General features: G+C 65.6%; 1 protein-coding gene. It reads right to left on the bottom strand.

Annotation, left to right across the window (positions count from 1 at the left end; all coding sequences use genetic code 11):
* The coding region (locus AC24YW_RS36665) for an ATP-binding cassette domain-containing protein (protein ID WP_487487221.1) at positions 1-247 on the bottom strand (247 nt) is incomplete at both ends.

Here is a 247-nt window from a genome sequence, read left to right as displayed (position 1 = left end):
CGACGTCATCACCGCCACGCGTTGGCCGAGCACGACCGCCTCGTCGATGCCATGGGTGATGAAGACGATGGTCTTGCCGGTGGCGCGCCAGATCCGCAGCAACTCGCCTTGCAGCGTCTCGCGGGTCTGGGCATCGAGTGCGGCGAACGGTTCGTCCATCAGCAGCACTTCCGGGTCATAGGCGAGGCTGCGCGCGATCGCGACGCGCTGCTTCATGCCGCCGGAGAGTTCGTGCGGATAACGATTG

The organism is Bradyrhizobium sp. USDA3516 (genome assembly GCF_057651995.1).
This window is presented reverse-complemented; position numbering and strand designations above follow the sequence as displayed.